Origin of the sequence: Bordetella genomosp. 2 (assembly GCF_002261345.1) — a bacterium.
Classification (GTDB): domain Bacteria; phylum Pseudomonadota; class Gammaproteobacteria; order Burkholderiales; family Burkholderiaceae_B; genus Bordetella_A.
This window is the reverse complement of sequence record NZ_NEVT01000007.1, coordinates 333,448-350,366: the sequence shown is the minus strand read 5'-3', so window position 1 is coordinate 350,366 and position 16,919 is coordinate 333,448. Positions and strand designations below refer to the sequence as shown.

Here is a 16,919-nt window from a genome sequence, read left to right as displayed (position 1 = left end):
CCCCATGCAGCTACCAGCGAGGAGAGAACCATGAACCGATCGGCAGCCGAAATCATCGGCGAGTACGGACCCTTCCCGGGAGTCGAGGATGTGCATGGGGTCAGCTATGACGGCCGGCACGTGTGGGTCGCCACCGGGCGGCAGCTCCATGCCATGGACCCCGACAACGGCACCCTGGGGCGCGCCATCGATGTGGCGGCCGATGCGGGCACCGCCTTCGACGGCCGCCACCTGTACCAGATCGCGGGCGATCGCATCCAGAAAATCGACCCGCGCACCGGCGAGGTGGTCGGCACCATCCCGGCCCCCGCGGGCGCGGGCAATTCCGGCCTGGCGTGGGCCGAAGGCTGGCTATGGGTGGGCCGCTATCCGGAACGCAAGATCGTGCAGGTCGATCCCGCCACGGGCGCCATCTTGCGCACCATCGAATCGAACCGCTACGTGACCGGCGTGACCTGGGTCGACGGCGAACTGTGGCACGGCACCTGGGAAGAAGACGCCAGCGACCTGCGGCGCCTCGACCCGCGCAGCGGCGAAGTGCTGGACGTGCTGGAGATGCCCGCCGGCACCGGCGTGTCGGGGCTGGAGTCGGATGGCGCCGGACGCTTCTTCTGCGGCGGCGGCGCCAGCGGCAAGGTCAGGGTCGTGCGCCGTCCCGCGCGCCTGTAGCGCGAACCGGTCCGGGCGATACACTGCGGGCAGTGCGGCCGAGGCAGGCCGCTTCTTCCTGGAGATGCCCGTGGATGCTACGAAAGACGCCGCCGCCTTCGAGGCGCTGGCCGGCGTGACGACCGCCACCCTGACCACCATCCTGCTCAAGAAGGGCCTGCGCAATGTCTGGATCCGCGGCGCCTTTCCGCTGGCGCCGGGGCTGCCGCGCATGGTCGGCCGCGCTTTTACGGTGCGCTTCATCCCGGCGCGCGAGGACCTGGCGACGCCGGAGTCGTGGAGTTCGCCCAAATCGACCCGCGCCGCCATCGAGCAGATGCCGGCCGGCTGCATCGCCGTGGTCGACGCGCAGGGCGTCACGGACGCCGGCTTCTGGGGCGACATCCTGTGCGCGCGCATGGCGCGTCGCGGCGTGGCGGCGCTGGTCAGCGACGGCGCCGTGCGCGACTTGGCCGGCGTGCTGTCCACCGGCCTGCCGGTGTGGGCGCGCGGCGCGGCCGCGCCGCCCTCGGTGGCCGGCCTGACCTTCGTGGACTGGCAGCAGCCGGTCGGTTGCGGCGGCGTGGCGGTGTTTCCCGACGACGTCATCGTGGCCGACCAGGATGGCGCGGTGGTCGTCCCGGCCGCGCTGCTGGACGAGGTGGTGGCGCTGGCGGTCGAGCAGGAGCGCCTGGAAGGCTGGATCATGGACGAGGTGCGGGCCGGCGCGGCGCTGCCGGGGCTGTATCCGCCGAATGCCGAACAGCGGGCCCGCTACGAGGCCGCCAAGCAATAGCGCGCTACTGAGAGCGGCCGCGGCCGCCGGTCTTGCGCGGCCGCGCCGCCGCGGGCGCGGCCGGCGCCGACGTGGCGGCCTGCAGCTGGTCCAGCCAGGCCAGGGCGTCGAGATACGCCAGGAACTGGCGCACGTAGGCCGGCGACAGCTCGTGCATCAGCGACAGTGCGCGGTGCACCAGGTGATTCGAATTGAGCGGTCCGGCGTTGTGCGGAACCTGTGCTTCCGATTGGCGCAGTTGCCGGTCGGTGCTGAGGCGGGCCCAGGTTTCGCGGAAATAATCGAGCGCCGCCAGTTCCGGATAAGCGCCATCCGGCGCCGCGCCGCCCGCCTGTCCGCCGCGGGCGAACTGGCGCAGCAGTTCGGCCAGCGGTCCGGCCGGCGCGGCGGGCCCGGCCGCGCGGCCGGCGGCGTCGCGGCCGGCTGCGCGTTCCACCGCCTCGCCGTACGCTTGCAGCAGCCCGGCCAGCCGCTCGTCGAGGATGCGGCGCGCCTCGCCGTCATGGGCGGTGGCGCGGCGGGCCAGCGCCGCGATGAAATGAAAGCGGGCGGGGTCCAGGCGGTCGGCGCCGCGCTCGCGCCACGCGTCGAGCGTCGCCTGGGCGTCGCGCGGGTCGGCGCTATTCACGCGCGGCCACCGTGGCGGTGGAGGGGCGGGGCACCGGCGCGATCTCGACGCGGCGATTCTTCGCGCGGCTGGCGGCGTCGACGTTGGGGGCCACCGGCTGCTGCGCGCCGAACGCGGCCGCGAAGACCGAGGAGGGCGCGATGCCGGCGTCGATCAGGGCGCGCGTCACGGTCAGCGCCCGCTGCGCGGACAGGTCCCAGTTGTCGGCGAAGCGGCGGTTGGTGCCATGCACCGGCAGGTCGTCGGTGAAGCCGCTGACCATCAGGATTTCGTCGTGCGCCTGCAAGTAGGCGCTCAGCGGCGCCACCAGGCTCTGCAGGATGTCCAGGCCCTCGGGCTGCAACTGGTCGGAGTTCAGCGCGAACAGCACGCTGCCGCTGATGCCGATGCGCCCGTCCACGAAGGTGACCCGGCCTTCGGCCAGCGGCCCCGCCAGGGCCTGTTCCAGCGCCTCGCGCCGCTCGGTTTCCTGCTGGCGCTGCTTGACTTCGTCCGCCAGCCTGGCGGACAGCTCCAGCTGCACGCCGATGACGCTCACCAGCACCAGCACGAAGGCGCCCAGCAAGACGGACATCAGGTCGCCAAACACGGCCCATGCCGGGGCCGTCGGCTCCACGCCGGCGTCGATTTCCTCGTTCATGCGGCCTCGCTGCCGGCCGGAGCCCGCTGCGCGGCGAGCTGTTGCAGGTCTTCGACGATCTGCTTCTGCGACATCAGGCTCAGGTCGACCACTTCGCGCGCCTGCGCGACGTAGTAGGCGAGCTGCTCGTCGCTGCGGGTCATGGATTTGTCCAGGGCCGTCTCGATGCGCTGCAGGTGCTCGACCAGCTTGTCGTTGGACTGGCTGAACAACTGCACCGCCGCGCCGAAGGCCTCGCCCAGGCTGGCGACCTCGGCCGCGCTGCCGGTCACCTGCGCGGCGACGCTGCCGAGCTTGCCGGTTTCATCCTCGACCTTGGCGACGAACTGGCTGCCGACGCGGTCCAGCAGCTCGGCGGAGTTCGAGACCAGCGCGTCGACCGCCGTGCGCTGCTCGGTGGCGGCATGGTTGACGGCGTCGAGCAGCGTGCCGAGCGTTTCCAGCAGGCGGCTGCGCTCTTCCAGCATGGCGTTGTCGCGCGCCATGCCTTCGGACAGCTTCTGGCGCAGCTCGCCGATGACCTCGGCGGCCGCCTTGGGAGCTTCGGACGCCGCCTGCACCAGCCGCGCGATCTCGGCGATGGTGTCGCGCGCCTGCGCTCCGGTCTGCGTCGAGATGTCCTGCGCCGCGCGGGCCAGCGCATCGCAGATCTCCTGCTGGCGGCTGCTGGCGTGCGCGCCGGCCTGTTCCCATTGCTGCCGCAGCGTGGCGGCGATCGCGCCCAGGCTGTCGTTCCAGGCCGTCAGCCGCTGCTGGTCCTGGGACACCAGTTGCGCTTGCAGTTCGGCGTGCGACTGGCCCAGCGTGCGCAGCAATTCGGCCGAATGCTGCTCGAATGCGGCGGCGGCCGTCGCCAGGGCGCGCTGGCTGTCATCGGCCAGCTTGCCGTTGACGCGTTCCTGTTCGGCCAGGGCGGCGCTCCAGGCGCCGGCGGCCTGGCCGGCCGCGGCGTCCAGCCGGGCGGATACGCCGTCGATCAGGCTGGCCGAGCGCTGCTCGAAGGTGTCGGTGAAGCGCTGCAGGGACTCGGCCAGTTTTTCGCTGACGCGTTCCTGTTCGGCCAGCGCCGTGGTCCAGGCGCCGGCGGCCTGGCCGGCGGCCGCGTCGAGGCGCGCGGATACGCCGTCGAGCAGGCCGGCCGAGCGTTGTTCGAAGGTGTCGGCGTAGTGCTGCAGGGCTGCGGCCAGCTTGTCGTTGACGCGCTCCTGGCCCGCCAGAGACTCGCTCCAGGCGCTGGCGGCCTGGGCGGCGGCGGCGTCCAGGCGCCCGGCCACGCCGTCGAGCAGGCCGGCCGAGCGTTGCTCGAAGGTGTCGGCGTGGCGCTGCAGGGCCACATCCAGCTTGGCATTGACGCGCTCCTGCTCGGCCAGGGCGGCGCTCCAGGCGCCGGCGGCCTGGCTGGCCGCCGTGTCCAGGCGCCCGGCCACGCCGTCGAGCAGGCTGGCCGAACGCTGCTCGAAGGTGTCGGCGAAGCGCTGCAGCGCCGCGTCCAGCTTGGCGTTGAGGCTGGCGTTGGCTTGCTGTTGTCCGTCCAGCGCGCGGTTCCAGATGTCGCCCACGGTGGCGGTGGTGGCTTCGAAGCGGCCGGCCAGGCCGTCGAGATGCCGCTGCACCGCATCGGCCACCTGGTCCTGCAGCGCGGCGGATTGGCTCGCCAGGCCCGCCAGCGCCGCCTCCACGGCCGGCTGGATCGCCGTGCCCGCGGCGCGCGCGCTGTCGGCGGCGCTTTGCTTGAGCGATTGCTCGACCGAAGCGGCCAGGCGCGTGTAGGCGGCCTCCGTCTTGCCGTGGAAGTCGTCCTGGCCGGCGGCCAGCCGCTCGTTCATGGCCCGGGTCTGCCGTTCCAGCGCTTCCATCATGGCCTGCAGCCGGTCGACCAGGGCCGGCATGGCCTCGGCCTGCCGCTGCAGCAGCTTGAAGCTTTCCTCGCGCTGATGGCTTTGCGAATAGATCCGCAGCGTGGTCGCGATGCTCGCGTCGAGCGCCTGCGCCGCCTGGATGCGTTCGCGCCGGCACAGCGCGGCCAGCAGCCCCAGGGCGGCGGAACTGGCCACGCCCGCCACCGAGGTGCCGAACGCGAATCCCAGGCCCTTGACCGGCGCCGCCAGCGAGGCGCGGATGGCCTGCAGATCGACCGCGCTTTCCAGCGCCAGGCCGGTGCCGCGCAGGGTGGCCACCATGCCCAGGAACGTGCCCAGCATGCCCAGCAGCACCAGCAGCCCGGCCAGGTAGGGCGCCAGCGCGGGCCCCGGCAGGGCGGCGCGTTCGCCTTCGATGCGCAGGCGCGCGGCGTTGCGCAGGCCGGGGTGCAGTTGGGCGAGCCATTGGCCGAGGCTGGCCGGCGCTTCCGACAGCCCCGCCAGGGCGCGCGTGAGCGTGGCGGTGCCCTGGCGGTAGCGCAGCAGTTCGAGCGCGCCCGCCAGGTAGAACAGGGCGATCAGGCCGGTCACGGCCAGGGCCAGCGGATTGGAGCCGAGATAGCCGGCGCCGATCCAGCACACGACGGCCAGGCCGGCCAGGAAAACAACGGAATGAACGAGATATCGGGTCATGGTGTCCTAGAGCCTACGGGCGGTCGCGCAGGGCGGCCAGCAGCCCCTCGACCGGTTGCAGGCGAATGTCCAGTTCGGCGAGCAGGACGCTGCGCATGTCCTGCCGGAAAGTGGCCAGCCACTGGGCCGGCGCGGCCGTCGCCGGTTCGTCCGGCGCGTCCTGTGCTGCCTGGCGCAAGCGCGCGAAGTGGCTTTCCAGCAGAGCGGGCACGGTGGCCAGCAGGCGCCGTTCGTGGGCGCCGAGCGAGCGGTCCATGACCGCGTCCATCATGGCCAGCCGGGCCATGCCCGGCATGCCGGCCAGGATCGCCCGCAGCCGGCTGCGCAACTGGCCGATGCGGGTCTCCATGGTCTGCTGCAGGGTCAGGTAGCGTTGCCGGTGCGGCGCGTAATCGGTGCCGGTGTCGGGCGGCGTCTCGCGCACGACCGGCTGGCCGCGCCGCAGGATCGGCGCACGCGCGCGCGTGCCGTCGTCGTCGATGGCGTCTGTCAGCGCGGCCCGCAGGCGGGCGCATTCGTCTTCCTCGGCGCTGTCGGATGCCGGCGCGCCGGCCGGGGCCGCCTGGGCGCCGCTGTCCAGCACCGCCGAGAGGGCAATCGCGTCCGTCCAGCCGAGCCACAGGCTCAGCCGGTCCGCAAGCGATTGCCCGGATTCGGAGATATCGGCGTGTGCCAGGCGGGTCAGCAAGCGGACCAGGGCCGGTCCGCTGACGCCTGTACGCCGGGGTACTTGAACCATACCGCCAGAGTCGAAAATCCGGCAGTTTACAGGGTGCGGGACGGGCACGCGCGCAAACGCAACAAAATGTGAAAACAAGCGCCCATGGTGGCGGCCGGGGCCTAGGCGGCCTCCTGCTGTTCGAAGTGGGCCTTGAGCATTTCATAGATGGCGAGGGTCAGCGGGCTGATGGTGTCGCCGCGCGTCCACAGCATGTAGGTCATGGGCGGCAGCGGCGGCAGGCCGTCGGCCTCGCCCAGCACGCGCATGTCGGCGCCCAGCAGTTCCACGCTGCGGGCGGTCACGCCCAGTCCCGCGCGCACCGCCGCCTTGATGCCCACCAGCGTGGGCGCCAGGTAGTTGATGTGCCAGGTCAGGCGCGTCTGCGCCAGCGCGTCGAGCGCCAGCCGGCGGAAGATGCTCGGCTCGTCGGCCAGGATCAGGGGCAGGGGCGCGCGCCGGTTGTAGACGTAGTCGGCGGCGCATATCCAGGCCGTGGGCGAAGTCCGCAGGGCAAAGCCGACCAGGTCGGGACTGGCGCGGGTCGAGATGGTCAGGTCGATGTCGCCCGATTCCAGGGCTTCCATCAGGAACGGGCTGCGGTCCACGCGGATCTCCATGCGCACCTTGGGCGCATGGCGCGCGATGTGCGTCAGCACCGGCGGCAGGATGGTGTCGGCCACGTCGAGCGGCGCGCCCAGCTTGATCTGGCCTTCCATCTGGTTGCGCCCGATGCTGCGCAAGGCTTCGTCGTTGATGGCCAGCAGGCGCCGCCCGTAGTCGGCCAATTGCTGGCCCTGCGCGGTCAGGATGCGGCGCCGCCCCTTCTTCTGGAACAGCGGGCAGCCCATCTGGCTTTCCAGCCGCTGCATCTGCTGCGTGACGGCCGACTGCGTCTTGTACAGGGCCTGCGCGGCGCCCGAGAATGTATTAGCTTTTTCTACGGTTACCAGGGTGCGCAGCAGGTCGAGGTCGAGATTTTTCATGGGGATTACCCTTAAGCGCGCCATCTCGCCAAGCGGCGATTTCATAGATAAAGGATTAGGGGTGCTTATATATTTCTTATAACAATTAATTTGTGGGCGGGGGACCCCGCTCCTATAGTCGTCTTCGCTACAGGAGACGACCCATGACCCAAGCCCACGACAAGCAGGCGGCCATCGCCCGCTTCATCGACACCGCAAAACAGCAGACCGGCGGCCACGTCACGCGCGAGAACCTCGCCGTCGTGCTGGACGCGCTGGTGGAGATCGCCGCGCGCCCGCAGTGGTGGTCCGAGGCGGACTATCCCGCGCCGGAAGGCGATGAACTGCAGGCCCGCTACCTGATCCACGAAGAGCCGGACAGCACCTACGCGCTGTACCTGAACGTGATGAAGCCGGGCAAGAAGATCGTGCCTCACAATCACACGACCTGGGCCTGCATCGCGGCCGTGGAAGGCACCGAAAGCAATTACCTGTACGAGCGCACCGACGACGGCAGCCGGCCCGGCCACGCCACGCTGCGCGAGACGGGCGTGCAGCTGGTCTCGCCCGGCCAGGGCATCGCCCTGCTGGCGGACGACATCCACGCGGTGCGCATCGAGGACGCCAGCATCCGCCACCTGCACATGTACGGCTTGGCGCTCGAGAAACTCGACCGGCGCCTGGCCTACGACACCGAGAACCACACCTGCAAGGTCATGTCGGTGGGCGTGCAGACGCGCCGGAGCGCGTGATGCGCGCCCGCGCGACCCGGCTGGCGCACATGGGCCGGCCAGCCTCCGGCTGGGCCAACACGCCCATCGTGAAAGGTAGCACCTACCTGTTCGACAGCCTGGAGCAATGGCGCGACGCGCGCCGGCAGCGCGAGACGCAGCGGGTGCTGTCCTACGGCGCGCGCGGCAACGAAACGGTATATGCGCTGGAAGACGCGATCACCGAACTGGAAGGCGGGCACCGCAGCAAGCTGTTCCCGACCGGGCTGGCGGCCATCGCCGCCACGCTGCTGGCCTGCCTGAAGACGGGCGACCACGTGCTGATCTCCGAGGGCGTGTACGAGCCGGTCAGGCGCCTGTGCGCCACGCAACTGGTGCATTACGGCATCAGCCACAGTTTCTTCAGCGCCCGCGACGCCGGCTGGCAGCGCCACCTGCGGCCCGAGACGCGCATGGTCTATGCCGAGTCGCCCAGCTCGCTGCTGTACGACATGCTCGACCTGCCGGCGATCGCCCAGGCCTGCCGGGCCCGCGGCATCGTGCTGTGCGCCGACAACACGTGGGGTTCGGGCCTGGCCTGCCGGCCCCTGGCGCTGGGCTGCGACATCTCGGTGGTGGCGGCCACCAAATACCTGGGCGGCCATTCGGACGTGATGATGGGCTCGGTGACCACCACCGGCGCGCATTTCGACGCGATCGAGAATGTCAGCGTCAACCTGGGCCAGACGGTGGCGGCTGAGGACGCCTTCCTGGTGCTGCGCGGCCTGCGCACGCTCGAGCTGCGGATGCAGCGGCATGCGCAAAGTGCGCTCGACATCGCCGCCTGGCTGGCCGGACAGCCGGCCATCAGGACGGTCTTCCACCCCGCGCTGCCCGGCGACCCCAACCATGCGCTATGGCGCCGCGATGCGCAAGGCAGCAACGGCCTGTTGACCGTCGAGTTCGATCCGGCATTGCCCGCCGCCGCCGTGGAGGCGGCCATCGGCCGGCTGCAATTGTTCGGCATCGGCTCGTCGTGGGGCGGCTATGAAAGCCTAGTGCTGCCGGTAGACGTCGCGCGCACCCGCCTGGCCGGCCAGGCCGCGCCGCCCGGCTACCTGCTGCGCCTGCACATCGGCCTGGAAGATCCGGCCGACCTCCGCCAGGACCTCGGCGCGCTGCTGGACGCGCTGCCCGATCTATCACAACAACAAGCGATTGCATGATGAATGAGTCAACCCCGCGGTACGTCGAGGCCCGCGACCTGAAAACCTGGATCCACGACGAGGCCGAACTGGCCCTGCTGGACGTGCGCGAGCATGGCCAGTTTGGCGAGAACCACCTGTTCTTCGCCGTGCCGCTGCCCTACAGCGAACTGGAACTGCACATCGCGCGGCTGGTGCCGCGCACCGGCACGCGCATGGCGATCTATGGCGACGCCCGCACCGAGTCCGCGGTGCTGGCGGCCGCGCGCGTGCTGCACGGCCTGGGCTACAGCCAGGTGCACGTGCTGCGGGGCGGCATCGAGGCCTGGGCCGAGGCCGGCTACGCCACCTTCGCGGGCGTCAACCTGCCCAGCAAGACATTCGGCGAGATCGCCGAGCACGTCTATCACACGCCCAGCGTGTCGGCCGGCAAGCTGCACGAGATGCTCAACGATGCGTCCGAGAATCTCATCGTGCTGGACGGCCGGCCGGTCGCCGAGTACCGGAAGATGAACATCCCGGGCGCCATCTGCTGCCCCAACGGCGAACTGGCGCTGCGCATCGGCGAACTGGCGCCCGACCCGCGCACCAAGATCGTGATCAACTGCGCCGGCCGCACGCGCAGCATCATCGGCGCGCAGACGCTGATCAACCTGGGCATTCCCAACGAAGTCTACGCGCTGGAAAACGGCACCCAGGGCTGGTACCTGGCCGACCTGCCGCTCGAACACCAGTCCGGCCGGGTGTATCCGGCGCAGGTCCCGGCGCATGGCCTGGACGCGCTGCGCGAGCGCGCCGGCCGGCTGCGCGACAAGTTCGCGCTGCCCGTGGTGGACGCCGCCCAGGTGCGCGCCTGGCTGGCCGATGCGAGCCGCAATGTCTTTCTGTGCGACGTGCGCACCGAAGAAGAACACCAACAGGGCGATCTGCCGGCGCTGGCGCAGCACACGCCGGGCGGGCAGTTGATCCAGGCCACCGACCAGTACATCGGCGTGCGCAAGGCGCGCATCGTGCTGTGCGACACCGATGGCATCCGGGCGCCGGTGGTGGCGAGCTGGCTCAAGCAGCTCGGCTGGGACGTCAGCCTGCTCGCCGACCCGCAAGAGCTGGGCGAGCTGCCGACGGGCGCCGCGCCTGCCCCGGCGCTGGCGCATACCCGCGAGGTGCCGGCGGAGCAATTGGCCGCGTTCGTCGCGGCCCATCCCGACGCGGCCATCCTGGACGCCCGGCCCAGCGCCCGGTTCCGCCAGGCCAGCCTGCGGGGCGCGGCGTGGACGATCCGCCCGACGCTGCCGCGGCAGCTCGCCGGGCGGCCGGCCGGGCCGGTGCTGCTGCTGGGCGACAGCCGGGCCAGGCTGGGCCTGCTGGCCCACGACCTGGAACAGGCCGGCCGGCGCGATATTCATCTGTGCGTGCTCGACGACGCGGCCCTGCGCGCGTCCGGCCTGCCGCTGGCCGACAACGCCGACCTGCCGGATGAGGCCTGCATCGATTACCTGTTCTTCGTGCACGACCGCCACGACGGCAACAAGGAGGCCGCGCGCAAGTACCTGGAATGGGAAACCAACCTGGTATCGCAGATCGACGAACAGGAACGCAGGACGTTCTCAGTGGGCGCCTAGCCCTGACACAGGAGGAGAGAAGACATGCACCACCCGATCAGCAAATACGCGGCCCTGGGGGCCGTCATCGCCGCGGCGGCCTGGGCCGGCCCGGCGGCGGCCAGCCAGCTGGACGACATCAAGGCGCGTGGCACCATCGTGTGCGGCACCCAGAATGCCAGCGCGCCCTATGGCTACCAGGACCCGGCCACCCGCGAGTACGTCGGCTACGACGTCGACATGTGCAAGGCCGTGGCCGGCCAGATGGGGCTGAAGGTCCAGCACAAGCCGGTCTCGACCGAGGCCCGCATCCCGGAGGTGAAGATGGGGCGGGTCGACATGATGGCCGGCGCGGTGGCGTGGCTGCCCAAGCGCGCCGAGCAGGTCGATTTCAGCGACCAGTACCTGCAGGGCTACATCAAGGTGCTGGTCAAGGAGGATTCCGGCATCAAGACGCTGGCCGACCTGAAGGACAAGAAGGTCTGCGCGTCCTCGGGCTCCAGTTCGGCCGCGATCGCGCAGAAGGTGCTGCCGGACGCCCAGGTGCTGACCTTCCAGAACATCTCGCAGTGCTACGTCGGCCTGCAGAGCGGCAAGGTGGCCGCCATGACCGCGGGCGAGCTGGTGCTGCGCCGCTTCCTGAACGACTCGCGCGAGGAGGGCAAGCCCACCGCCTTGCTGGAGCAGCCCACCCACACCGAGCATATCGGCATCATCGTCAAGCAGGGCGAGCCGGAGCTGCTGGCGGCCATCAACCAGGCGATCGCCGCGCTGGACAAGTCGGGCGAGCTGACCCGCATCTACGACAAGTGGATGGGCGAAGGCTCCATCTACAAGATGAAGCGCGACTTCAAGGTGGAGTCGGTGGCGGCGGCCTCGCAGGCCGACGCGGCGAAGTAGCCAGGCAACCGGAGCAGGGGGGCGCCGCGGCGCCCTCGCCATTCCCATGGATTTTTCTTTCTCTATGCTGTCCGACCCGGAAATCATGGGCATGCTCATGACCGGCGTCGGCATCACGCTGCGCCTGTTCGCCGGCGCGCTGGCCGGCGGCTTCCTGGTGGCGCTGGCGCTGACCGGCGTCAACCTGGTGCCGTCGCGCATCGTGCGGGCGCTGGTGGCGCTTTATGTGGAATATCACCGCAACGTGCCCACGGTGGTGCAGATCCTGGTCTGGTACTTCGGCATGCCGGAGATCCTGCCCGCCGCGATCCGCGACTGGATCAACCAGGGCAACACCGAATTCTCGTTCGCCCTGATCGCGCTGTCGCTGAACGTCAGCGCCTATTACTACGAGGACATCCGCTCCGGCATACGGGCCATCGCGGCGACGCAGGTCGAGGCCGCGCGCTCGGTGGGGCTGAGCGCGGTGCAGGCGCTGTGCTACGTGGTGCTGCCGCAGGCGGTGCGCTACGCGGTGCCGCCCATCATCAACCGGTCCATCATCCTGTTCAAGGACACCAGCCTGGCCATGGTGATCGGCGTCACGGACCTGACCTACCAGACCAAGCGCATCGAGAACGCGACCTTCCAGACGTTCCAGGTCTTCATGATCTCCACCCTGATCTATTTGTGCATGGCGTTGCTGATCTCGGCGCTGGGCGCCCACCTCGCGCGCAAGTATCCGGCCAGTTTCAAGAGTCGAGCATGATCGAGTTCCTGCACACCTACGGCATGATGTTCCTGGTGGGGTCCTGGCCCAACGGCCCCATTGGCGGCTTCGCCGGCACGCTGGTCCTGGCCGCCCTCGGGCTGGCGGGGGCCTTCCCGTTCGCGCTGCTGATCGGCGTGGCGCGCACCAGCGAGAACCGCGCCGTGCAATGGGCGTCGATGGCCTGGGTATATACCTTCCGGTCGATTCCGCTGATCATGATCGTGTTCTGGGCGTACTTCCTGCTGCCGGCGCTGACCGGCATGGAGGTGCCGCCGTTTTCCACCGCGCTGGCGGCGATCATCGTCTATGAATCGGCCTTCCTCGCCGAGATCGTGCGGGCCGGCATCCAGTCGCTGCCGGCCGGCCAGGTGGAAGCCGCGCGGGCGGTTGGGCTGGGCTACTTCCAGACCATGTGGTCGGTGCAGCTGCCGCAGGCACTGAGCAACATGATTCCGTCGCTGCTGAACCAGTTCGTCTCGACCATCAAGGCGACCTCCATCGTCTACATCATCGGCGTCCAGGAAGCGGCGTTCTCGGCCCAGCAGATCAACAGCATCGAGTTGACGGGCGCGCTGCGCACCTACCTGGTGCTGGCGCTGTTTTATTTCTTGTTGTGCGCGCTGCTGTCGCGGCTGGCCAAGCGGCTGGAGCAGCACCTGCGGAACCGGCGCCTGGGGCTGGCGATCTAGCCGGGCGCGCATGGAGAGACAAATGATCCAGTTCGAAAGCGTGAACAAGTGGTACCGCAAGTACCACGCCCTGAACAACATCTGCGGCGAGGTGCGCACCGGCGAGGTGCTGGTGGTGTGCGGCCCCTCCGGCTCGGGCAAGTCCACCATGATCCGCACCATCAACAAGCTGGAGGAGATCCAGAGCGGCACCATCCGCGTGCAGGGCCAGAGCATCAGCGGCGACAGGGTCGACATCAACCACCTGCGCGCCCGCATCGGTTTCGTGTTCCAGCAGTTCAACCTGTTCCCGCACCTGTCGGTGAAGGACAACATCGCCCTGTCGCCCATCAAGGTCGGCGGCATGGGCCGCAAGGAAGCCTACGAACTGGCCGGCGAACTGTTGCAGAAGGTCGGCCTGGCCGACAAGCTCGACGCCATGCCGGCCAACCTGTCGGGCGGCCAGCAGCAGCGCGTGGCGATCGCGCGGGCGCTGGCACAGAAGCCGCCGCTGATCCTGTTCGACGAGCCCACCAGCGCGCTGGACCCGGAGATGGTCGGCGAGGTGCTGGGCGTCATGAAGAACCTGGCCGCCGAGGGCATGACCATGGTGTGCGTCACGCACGAAATGAACTTCGCGCGCGAAGTGGCCGACCGCGTCTGGTTCATGGACCGCGGGGAGATCCTCGAGGACGCCCCGCCCGCCGAATTCTTCTCGCGCCCGCGCCACGAGCGGGCCCGCAAGTTCCTGGCCGACATCATCCATTGACCCCCGGGGGCGGCGCTATTGCAGGCGGATGCCCAGCTCCTTGATGAGCGGCTCCATGTCGGCGCGGTCGGATTCGATGGTGGCGGCCAGTTCCTGGGGACTGCTGCCGACCGGGATCATGCCCAGCGTCTGCATCTGCGCCCGCATGGCCGATTCCTGGAGCACGGCCGCCACCGATTCGCGGATGAACGCCACGCGCTCGGCCGGCATGCCGGCTGGCCCCATCAGGCCGATCCAGGGCTGCGGCGCGTAGCCTTGCAGCCCCGATTCCGCCAGCGTGGGAGTGTCGGGCAAGCCGGCGAAGCGCTGCGGGCTGGTGATCGCCAGCGCGCGCACCCGGCCGCTGTCGATCAGGCCCTTGGCGCTGGATGGCGCATCCAGCGCGACATCGAGTTGCCCGCCGATCAGGTCGCTTTGCGTCTTGCCGGAGGATGACGACGGCACGTAGAGCGCCGTGATGCCGGCGCGGCGCGCGGTCTGTTCCCATACCAGGTGAAACGCCGTGCCGATGGAGAACGAACCGACCGTCAGGTTGCGCGCCTTGCTGGCGTGCACGAAATCCTGCCAGGTCTTGATCGGGCTGTCGGCCGGCGCGATGAAAATGAATGGCGTGCGCGCGACCAGCGAAATGGGCTGCAGGTCGCGCCGCGTGTCGTAGGGCAGCTTGTCGACCGCGAACGGCACGATGGTGACGGCGGAGGCCACCACCATGCCCAGCGTGTAGCCGTCCGGCTCGGCCTTGACCAGCGCGCCCGTGCTGATGATGCCCGACGCGCCCGGGCGGTTTTCCACCACCACCGGCTGGCCCCAGGTCTCGCCCAGCCGCTTGGCCAGCACGCGCAGCATGACGTCCACCGGGCCGCCCGGCGGGTTGGAGACGATGATCGTGACCGGCCGCTCCGGATACGCCGCGGCGGCGGCGAGCGGGATCAACAGGGCGAGTGCGGCGGCAATGAGCTTGATGCGCATGGAGGTTTCCCTTGGCGTTTGTCTTGTCGGTATGGCGGCGCGCGCGTTCCGGGCGCGCCGCGTCTAGGCCAGCACTTGCTGGTGGGGCGCGGGCTCCCAGCCGGGCGACTCGCCCCGGATGAAGCCGATCCAGGCCTGTTGCACCGCCTGGCTCAGTTGTCCGGCATGCCGCGAGTCCAGGCCGTGCAGCATGGGCGCCGCGGCGAAGGCGGGCAGGGTGCCGAACACGAAGGGCAGTTCGATGCAGTGGCAGGCGCCGTAGCGCGGCGCGGGCGCGACATCGAAGCGCGCCAGCCAGGCTTGCCGGCCGCGCGCGGCGGCCTGTTCGGCCCATTGCCGCGACGGGCGGCCGAATATCCGCTCGCCCAGCTCGCGGTCGGCGGCAGTGGCGCCATGGCCGGGAAAGGCCGCCATCTCGTCGCGCGTGACGCTGACCAGCACGTCGGCGCGGCCCGCCGCTTGCTCCAGCGCGGGAACAATGTCGTGGGGCAGGATCGCGCCGTCGAGCACGGGGCAGAACAGGCTGCGCTGCGTGCCTTCGGCCTGCAGCGCCTCGACCACCGCGGGGGCGCGCTGGGCGTCGAGCAGCGCGGCCACCGGCAGGGCGCGCGCCGCCGCCAGGTCGGCCGCGCCGGCGGCCCGCAGGAACGCCTGGCTCAGCCGCCAGGCCTGCTCCGCGGTGCGGAAGCCGCGGCCCAGCGCGGCGCTTTGCAGAATCGCCCGCGAGAAGCGCGGCCGGCGGGCCAGCATGGCGCAGATCGACGAGGCGCCGGCCGACTGGCCCATCACGGTCAGGCGGGCCGGGTCGCCGCCGAAGGCGGCAATGTGGTCCAGCACCCAGTCGATGGCCAGCTCCTGGTCCAGCAAGCCGGCGTTGGCAGCCTCACCCGGCACATACAGCCAGCCCAGCGCCGCCAGGCGGTAGTTGACCGCGACCACCACCACGTCGCCCAGCGCCGCCAGGCGCGCGCCGTCGTACCAGTCCAGCGCGCCGCCGCCGCTCTGCCAGGCGCCGCCGTGCAGCCAGACCACCACCGGCCGCCGCGCGGCATCGGGGCGAGGAGTCCAGACGGTCAGGTGCAGGCAGTCTTCCGATTGCGTGGCGTCGAAGTCGCCCATGGCATCGCGCAGGCGCGACGGCAGCTGCGGCGCGACCGGGCCGGGCCGGGTGGCATCGCGCGGACCGCGCCACGCCGCCGGCCGCGGCGCCGCGAACCGCAGCGCGCCGACCGGCGCCTCGGCGTACGGGATGGCGCTGAAACGGCATACGCCGTGTTGGCGTATGCCCGTCAGCGGGCCCTGTTCAAGTTCAACCCGAACGGTCGTGCTCATGTTCCTCCCCGGCGTGTTGTCATGGCCGCGTCATGGGGCGGCCTTGCTGTTATGGTAGGAAGGAACCCGCGTGCGCGGGCATGCGGATTTCGAACCAAGCCATGCGGACTGCGCATGGCCCGGTCGCGCCCTACGCTTCCAGGTCGAGCTGTTCGGCCTGGATGACCTGGGCCAGCAGGCTGGCGAAGGCCCGCGCCTGGCGGGTGCTGGGCCGGTCGCGCCGCCAGATCGCGGCCAGCGGCGAGCGCTTCAGCGCCGGCCGGCACGGCAATACGTGGAAATCGCCGCGCGCCCGGCCGACCGCCGCCACGCTGCCCGGCAGCATCCACAGGTAATCGCCGGCCAACAGCATCTCGCGCCCGAATTCCGGCGACAGCGCGCCGATCATGGCGGGAATGGCCAGGCCGGCCTGGCGCAGCGAGTTCTCCAGCTCGCCGCGGATGCGGCTGCCCGGCAGCGCGGTGATCCACGGGTAGCGCACGTAGTCGGCCAGGGTGGCGCCAGGCTGCGCCGCCAACGGGTGCGCGGGGGCGCAGGCCAGTACCACCGGGTCGTTGAGCAGCGGGGCCGAGCGATACACCTGCGGGTTGACCGTCGCCGAAAACCGGCTGATCAGCACGTCGAGCGCGCCGGCATCGAGGTCTTCGATCAGCTTTTCGTGCGTGCCGATCTCCAGCGTGAGCATGATGCGCGGATAGGCCTCGCGGAACAGGCGCGCGCCCTCGGCCACCGGCCAGCCGGCGAACATCGAGAAGCAGCCGACCGTCAGGCTGCCTTCTTCGCCGCGCAGCACGGCCGCCAGGTCGATCTCGGCGGTGCGGAAGCCGGACAGCAGCAGGCGCGCATGGCGGCACATGGCCGCGCCCAGCGGCGTACAGGAAGTGCCGCGCGGCGTGCGCTCGAACAGGCGGGCGCCGACCAGCTCCTCGATTTCCGCGATGGCGCGCGACAGGCCGGACTGGGTGCTGTGCAGCTGCGCCGCGGCCTTGGACAGGTTGCCCAGCTCGGCCACGGCCAGCACGATCTCCAGGTGGCGGATGCGGAGCTTGCCGCGAAAGGGCGTCATG

17 protein-coding genes are annotated in these 16,919 nt (G+C 70.4%); 9 read left to right on the top strand and 8 right to left on the bottom strand.

What is annotated here, in order from left to right:
- The first annotated feature begins 30 nt into the window (after positions 1 to 30).
- On the top strand, positions 31 to 669 hold the full coding sequence (locus tag CAL24_RS18400) for a Vgb family protein (protein ID WP_094807510.1): 639 nt from the start codon (positions 31 to 33) through the stop codon (positions 667 to 669).
- Positions 670 to 739: 70 nt separating this feature from the next.
- On the top strand, positions 740 to 1,444 hold the full coding sequence (locus tag CAL24_RS18395; RefSeq protein WP_028352485.1) for a ribonuclease activity regulator RraA: 705 nt from the start codon (positions 740 to 742) through the stop codon (positions 1,442 to 1,444).
- Between the two features lie 4 nt (positions 1,445 to 1,448).
- Here the strand turns inward: CAL24_RS18395 and CAL24_RS18390 are convergent, their stop codons facing one another.
- From CAL24_RS18390 to CAL24_RS18370, 5 genes are all read right to left on the bottom strand, one after another.
- A complete protein-coding gene (locus CAL24_RS18390) occupies positions 1,449 to 2,072 on the bottom strand; it encodes a DUF2894 domain-containing protein (protein ID WP_094807509.1) in 624 nt (207 codons plus the stop codon).
- Complete coding sequence (locus CAL24_RS18385) at positions 2,065 to 2,712, bottom strand: OmpA family protein (RefSeq protein WP_094807508.1); 648 nt, start codon at positions 2,710 to 2,712, stop codon at positions 2,065 to 2,067. Before CAL24_RS18385 ends, CAL24_RS18390 begins: the two co-directional genes overlap by 8 nt.
- Positions 2,709 to 5,264, bottom strand: a complete 2,556-nt coding sequence (locus tag CAL24_RS18380; protein WP_094807507.1) for a DUF802 domain-containing protein — start codon at positions 5,262 to 5,264, stop codon at positions 2,709 to 2,711. The genes CAL24_RS18385 and CAL24_RS18380 overlap by 4 nt, the downstream gene beginning before the upstream one ends.
- Positions 5,265 to 5,277: 13 nt before the next feature.
- Positions 5,278 to 6,003, bottom strand: a complete 726-nt coding sequence (locus CAL24_RS18375; RefSeq protein ID WP_094807506.1) for a DUF3348 domain-containing protein — start codon at positions 6,001 to 6,003, stop codon at positions 5,278 to 5,280.
- A 101-nt stretch (positions 6,004 to 6,104) separates the two neighbouring features.
- Positions 6,105 to 6,968 carry a LysR substrate-binding domain-containing protein gene (locus CAL24_RS18370; protein ID WP_028352480.1) on the bottom strand — a complete coding sequence of 288 codons (864 nt, stop codon included), beginning with the start codon at positions 6,966 to 6,968 and terminating at the stop codon, positions 6,105 to 6,107.
- A 143-nt stretch (positions 6,969 to 7,111) separates the two neighbouring features.
- On the opposite strand from CAL24_RS18370, the gene CAL24_RS18365 reads away from it, so the two are divergent.
- From CAL24_RS18365 to CAL24_RS18335, 7 genes are read left to right on the top strand one after another with little or no spacing between them, the layout of a single operon-like run.
- Complete coding sequence (locus CAL24_RS18365) at positions 7,112 to 7,699, top strand: hypothetical protein (RefSeq protein ID WP_028352479.1); 588 nt, start codon at positions 7,112 to 7,114, stop codon at positions 7,697 to 7,699.
- Entirely contained in the window at positions 7,699 to 8,883 is a 1,185-nt protein-coding gene (gene metC / locus CAL24_RS18360) for a cystathionine beta-lyase (protein WP_094807505.1), read from the top strand. Before CAL24_RS18365 ends, metC begins: the two co-directional genes overlap by 1 nt.
- Positions 8,880 to 10,484 carry a rhodanese-like domain-containing protein gene (locus CAL24_RS18355; RefSeq protein WP_094807504.1) on the top strand — a complete coding sequence of 535 codons (1,605 nt, stop codon included), beginning with the start codon at positions 8,880 to 8,882 and terminating at the stop codon, positions 10,482 to 10,484. Before metC ends, CAL24_RS18355 begins: the two co-directional genes overlap by 4 nt.
- A gap of 24 nt (positions 10,485 to 10,508) precedes the next feature.
- A complete protein-coding gene (locus CAL24_RS18350; RefSeq protein WP_094807503.1) occupies positions 10,509 to 11,363 on the top strand; it encodes an ABC transporter substrate-binding protein in 855 nt (284 codons plus the stop codon).
- A gap of 46 nt (positions 11,364 to 11,409) precedes the next feature.
- Entirely contained in the window at positions 11,410 to 12,111 is a 702-nt protein-coding gene (locus CAL24_RS18345; RefSeq protein WP_051439208.1) for an amino acid ABC transporter permease, read from the top strand.
- Positions 12,108 to 12,803: an amino acid ABC transporter permease gene (locus CAL24_RS18340; protein WP_094807502.1), complete on the top strand. Its 696-nt coding sequence runs from the start codon at positions 12,108 to 12,110 to the stop codon at positions 12,801 to 12,803. The genes CAL24_RS18345 and CAL24_RS18340 overlap by 4 nt, the downstream gene beginning before the upstream one ends.
- Before the next feature lie 22 nt (positions 12,804 to 12,825).
- Positions 12,826 to 13,551: an amino acid ABC transporter ATP-binding protein gene (locus CAL24_RS18335; RefSeq protein WP_028352473.1), complete on the top strand. Its 726-nt coding sequence runs from the start codon at positions 12,826 to 12,828 to the stop codon at positions 13,549 to 13,551.
- 15 nt (positions 13,552 to 13,566) lie between these two features.
- Here CAL24_RS18335 and CAL24_RS18330 read toward each other — a convergent pair whose 3' ends face one another.
- From CAL24_RS18330 to CAL24_RS18320, 3 genes are all read right to left on the bottom strand, one after another.
- Positions 13,567 to 14,520 (bottom strand): Bug family tripartite tricarboxylate transporter substrate binding protein, encoded by a 954-nt coding sequence (locus CAL24_RS18330; protein WP_094807501.1) that lies wholly within the window; start codon positions 14,518 to 14,520, stop codon positions 13,567 to 13,569.
- A gap of 63 nt (positions 14,521 to 14,583) precedes the next feature.
- Entirely contained in the window at positions 14,584 to 15,852 is a 1,269-nt protein-coding gene (locus CAL24_RS18325) for a carboxylesterase family protein (protein ID WP_094807500.1), read from the bottom strand.
- A gap of 130 nt (positions 15,853 to 15,982) precedes the next feature.
- Entirely contained in the window at positions 15,983 to 16,918 is a 936-nt protein-coding gene (locus CAL24_RS18320) for a LysR family transcriptional regulator (RefSeq protein WP_094807499.1), read from the bottom strand.
- Between the last annotated feature and the right edge of the window lies 1 nt (position 16,919).